Here is a 2,036-nt window from a genome sequence, read left to right as displayed (position 1 = left end):
CCACATGGTAGGCTCCGTACGAGTTCCTCCTGAGAATTTGGGCAAGTGTATACGGATATCTGCTGTCGGCCTCGGGAACTATCGTCCTCACGATGACTCTAAACGTTTCATTTATCGGCACGCCCTCCACATAAGCATAGCCGTATTTATCGCTGATAGGATTGTCGTAACGCGTCAAGTTGGATATACTGCGGGACATCTCGCCCGAGGCGGGTCTCGTCTTCACGCTGTAGACGCTGACGACAAAGCCTGATAGCCTATCCTTTGTATAGCCCTCAGGCGTCACGCTCCACACGCTGAACAGCAACGGCGACACAGCAAAGGTTATCGTGGACTTGAGCTGAGGCAGGAGTTTAACTGGGATGCGCACCTTTAGAGGCTTAAGCGTTGACGCGTTTACGGCGTTGATATCATAGCCGTAGTAGCTTAAAGACGCTGTGACTAACAGATACCCGTCCCCGGCCACAATTCCATTTTCGTCAACTGGCAACGCAAGTGGCATGGCGACCTCGTATTGATTACGTTGAAGACTGGACTCAAATACGTACGTCCCACCTTCGTACTCTACCTTCAACTTTAATACTCCACCTGGCAACGTGCTACCACATAAGTCACGCGGCAGTACGTTTAGAGTCACCAGCGCGACAGCCATGTGTACAAGGTGTTGCACTGAATACAGACGGCCAGCCCCCCGCCTTATCTCAACGTTGTAAACGGCCTTCACATCCTCGAGTTGTTTTTGAAGGACGTTGTATTCCCCTTCTAACGCGGCTCTTAAATTATCATCTGTCTCTATAAGCCAGCCCAACGGGCCTACGGCATATTTTCCAGACTGTAGAAGCGCCAGCGCAACACGTATACCGCCTAGGTATGCCTCGATCTTGTAATTCTGGCTCGAGGATATCTCTGTGTACTTACCGAAGAAATCCCTTAGATTAACTCTGTCTTCTAAACCACATATTTGTACAGAAGCCCCGCGCTCCAAAACTTCGACTATATCTGTGACGTTGTAATATTCAACTCTCTTGCTATCGATACACACAGTCCCGTACAGAGGTGACAGCGGTAGGTAGCCGCTAGCGTTGAAGAACGACATTACGTGCACTTTCTCACCGCCGACCATCAGAGGCGGTACGTCGTACGGGGGCAAAGCCAGCATGATACTATTATCCCACGGGTTCTTTACCACAGCTTCTAGGCCAATCTTGTCAAAGAGCACGCCCCCGCCTTCAATTCTGAACCTCAGATTAGTTAGAGAACTGGTTATAGTTAAGAACTTGCCGTTAGGCAGGATATTCCCGTCGTATTGATATAGCCTTATGGCCACGGGCAGTAGGGCAACGGTTAGATCAGTCCTCACGCTACCAGGCGCCTTTGCCACAATGGGATACACGCCCACAACCGCAGAGGTAGTGGCTCCCGACTCGGGATAGAAGTACTCAGCCACCAGCTTTGCCCTCAGACCCTCACCCACCTTTACCTCAGCTTTTCCGTCGGTTAGTTGCAACATCCCTATTGCAAAAGACAGCGTCGCCGGCGAGTATAGTCGCCTTACGGCTTCGACGAAGTCTGATCTCTGCATTGACCTATAGCAATCCATTAGATCTTTCAAAGTATCAACGGCTCTTCCTAGTTTCTTACCACATATATTAACTAATACGTCTCTCAAATTCTTCAAGGTAGGCGTCCAACGCACTTGATCTGTTGAGAACTCTACCCACTTACCGCCTATAAGAACCTGCACCTTTAGTGTAATATACTCGGGCAACAACACCGGGTTACCCTTTAAATCGTAGAGACCTGTCACCTCAACCCTGGCCGTGGGTACTCTCCACTCCACTAATATCCCGCCCTCTATAGGCACCACGCCTGGACCTTCTCCAAAGTCTCTGTCAGCCCTTCCGTAATCAAAGGTCTTGAACTCAAAGGGCACTATAAATGTGCCATAATCCGTCCTGTATCTGTAGATGACTATCCTATTCTTTGAGGTTATCACGGTCTGGGTGAGTTGCGTATCGACTAGGTCTAGGGTGCCG

The 2,036-nt window shown here is 49.8% G+C and carries 1 pseudogene; it reads right to left on the bottom strand.

Features of this window, described 5'->3' with window-relative positions:
• A pseudogene (locus ACP5J3_RS13700) lies at nucleotides 1-2,036 on the bottom strand (hypothetical protein); the annotation flags it as partial.

Origin of the sequence: Pyrobaculum sp. (genome assembly GCF_049971835.1) — an archaeon.
Taxonomy (GTDB): Archaea; Thermoproteota; Thermoprotei; order Thermoproteales; family Thermoproteaceae; genus Pyrobaculum.
Note: the sequence above shows the minus strand (reverse complement) of the source record. Positions and strands in the feature narration are given on the sequence as shown.